Source organism: Rhizobacter sp., assembly GCF_031412075.1.
Classification (GTDB): Bacteria; Pseudomonadota; Gammaproteobacteria; order Burkholderiales; family Burkholderiaceae_C; genus Rhizobacter.
Genome location: NZ_JANOCG010000023.1, coordinates 1 through 1,517 on the forward strand (window position 1 = coordinate 1; position 1,517 = coordinate 1,517).

Below are 1,517 nucleotides of genomic sequence, written 5' to 3' on the forward strand. Positions count from 1 at the left end.
CTCGGCATCGACGCCAAGAAGTCTGACCAGGTCGTGCGTGGCGCCGTCGTGCTGCCCAACGGCACTGGCAAGACCAAGCGTGTCGCCGTGTTCGCCCAAGGCGCCAAGGCCGAAGAAGCCAAGGCCGCCGGTGCCGACATCGTCGGCATGGACGACCTCGCCGAGCAGATCAAGGCCGGCAAGATGGACTTCGACGTGGTGATCGCTTCTCCCGACACGATGCGCATCGTCGGTACCCTGGGCCAGATCCTGGGCCCGCGCGGCCTGATGCCAAACCCGAAGGTCGGCACCGTGACGCCCGACGTCGCCAAGGCAGTTCGTGATGCCAAGGCCGGCCAGGTGCAGTTCCGCGTCGACAAGGCCGGCATCGTGCACGGCACCATCGGCCGTCGTTCGTTCGACACCGACAAGCTGATCGGCAACCTGCGCGCACTGATCGAAGCCTTGAACAAGGCCAAGCCGGCGTCGAGCAAGGGTATCTATCTGCGTAAGGTGGCGGTCTCTTCGACCATGGGCGTGGGTGCCCGTGTCGATGTGGCCACGATCAACGCGCAAACGGCAGCGTAATAAATTGAAGAGTCGGCACGAGTCTGGTGCCGATCTGATGAGTTTGGTGGGCTGAGCGCCTCGGCGCTCAGGTCATCCAAGACCGCAGGTGCAGCCCCCGGGTTGCTTAATCGACGAGAGGGTGCAAGCCCGATCCGAAGCCCGCGCAGATGGCGGTCCCCGTAGCCCAAGAATCTAGGTTCCTGGATAAGAGGTCGCTGAATTGTGGTGTGTTCTGCGGTGGCAACACCAACGGACACGTGATGTGAGGAGTAGACCTTGAGTCTCAATCGCAACGAGAAAGCAACCGTGGTGACGGATGTGGCGGCCCAAGCGGCCAAGTCGCAGACGTTGGCGCTGGCTGAATACCGTGGCCTCACCGTGGCTCATTTGGACGTGTTGCGTAAGCAAGCACGCGAAAAGGGCGTGTACCTTCATGTTTTGAAGAACACCCTGGCTCGCCGTGCTGTCGCTGGCACCCCGTTCGAAGCGGCTTCGGAGAGCATGGTCGGCCCGCTGATCTATGGTTTTTCTGAAGACGCTGTCGCCGCGGCCAAAGTCATCGCTGACTTTGCCAAGGGCAACGACAAGCTGGTCATCAAGGGTGGAGCCTTCGGTGGCAAGGCACTCAATGCCGATGGGGTGAAAGCCCTGGCGGCCGTGCCGAGCAAAGAAGTGCTGCTGACCCAAGTGGCTGGCCTGTTGCAGTCGCCGATTGCACGTTTCGCGCGCGCCATTGGCGCCGTGGCCGCGCAGAAAGCTGGCCCCGCTGAAGCCCCTGTGGCCGAAGCCGAAGCCGCTCCGGCCTGACGACACCCGTTCAAACCTTTCACCTATTTCTATCTAGGAAACAAAATGGCATTCGATAAAGACGCATTCCTGTCCTCACTGGACTCCATGACCGTTCTGGAACTCAACGACCTGGTCAAGGCCATCGAAGAGAAGTTCGGCGTGTCCGCAGCCGCTGTGGC

Annotated in this window: 2 protein-coding genes and 1 pseudogene; all 3 read left to right on the top strand. The window is 61.5% G+C overall.

Features of this window, described 5'->3' with window-relative positions; translation table 11 throughout:
• Positions 1 to 567: 50S ribosomal protein L1 (rplA, locus tag RMO40_RS00730; protein ID WP_309714979.1), on the top strand; the 567-nt coding region annotated here is incomplete at its 5' end.
• Positions 568 to 825: 258 nt separating this feature from the next.
• Positions 826 to 1,356 (top strand): 50S ribosomal protein L10, encoded by a 531-nt coding sequence (gene rplJ, locus RMO40_RS00735; protein WP_309714981.1) that lies wholly within the window; start codon positions 826 to 828, stop codon positions 1,354 to 1,356.
• A 45-nt stretch (positions 1,357 to 1,401) separates the two neighbouring features.
• A pseudogene (gene rplL, locus RMO40_RS00740) lies at positions 1,402 to 1,517 on the top strand (50S ribosomal protein L7/L12); the annotation flags it as partial.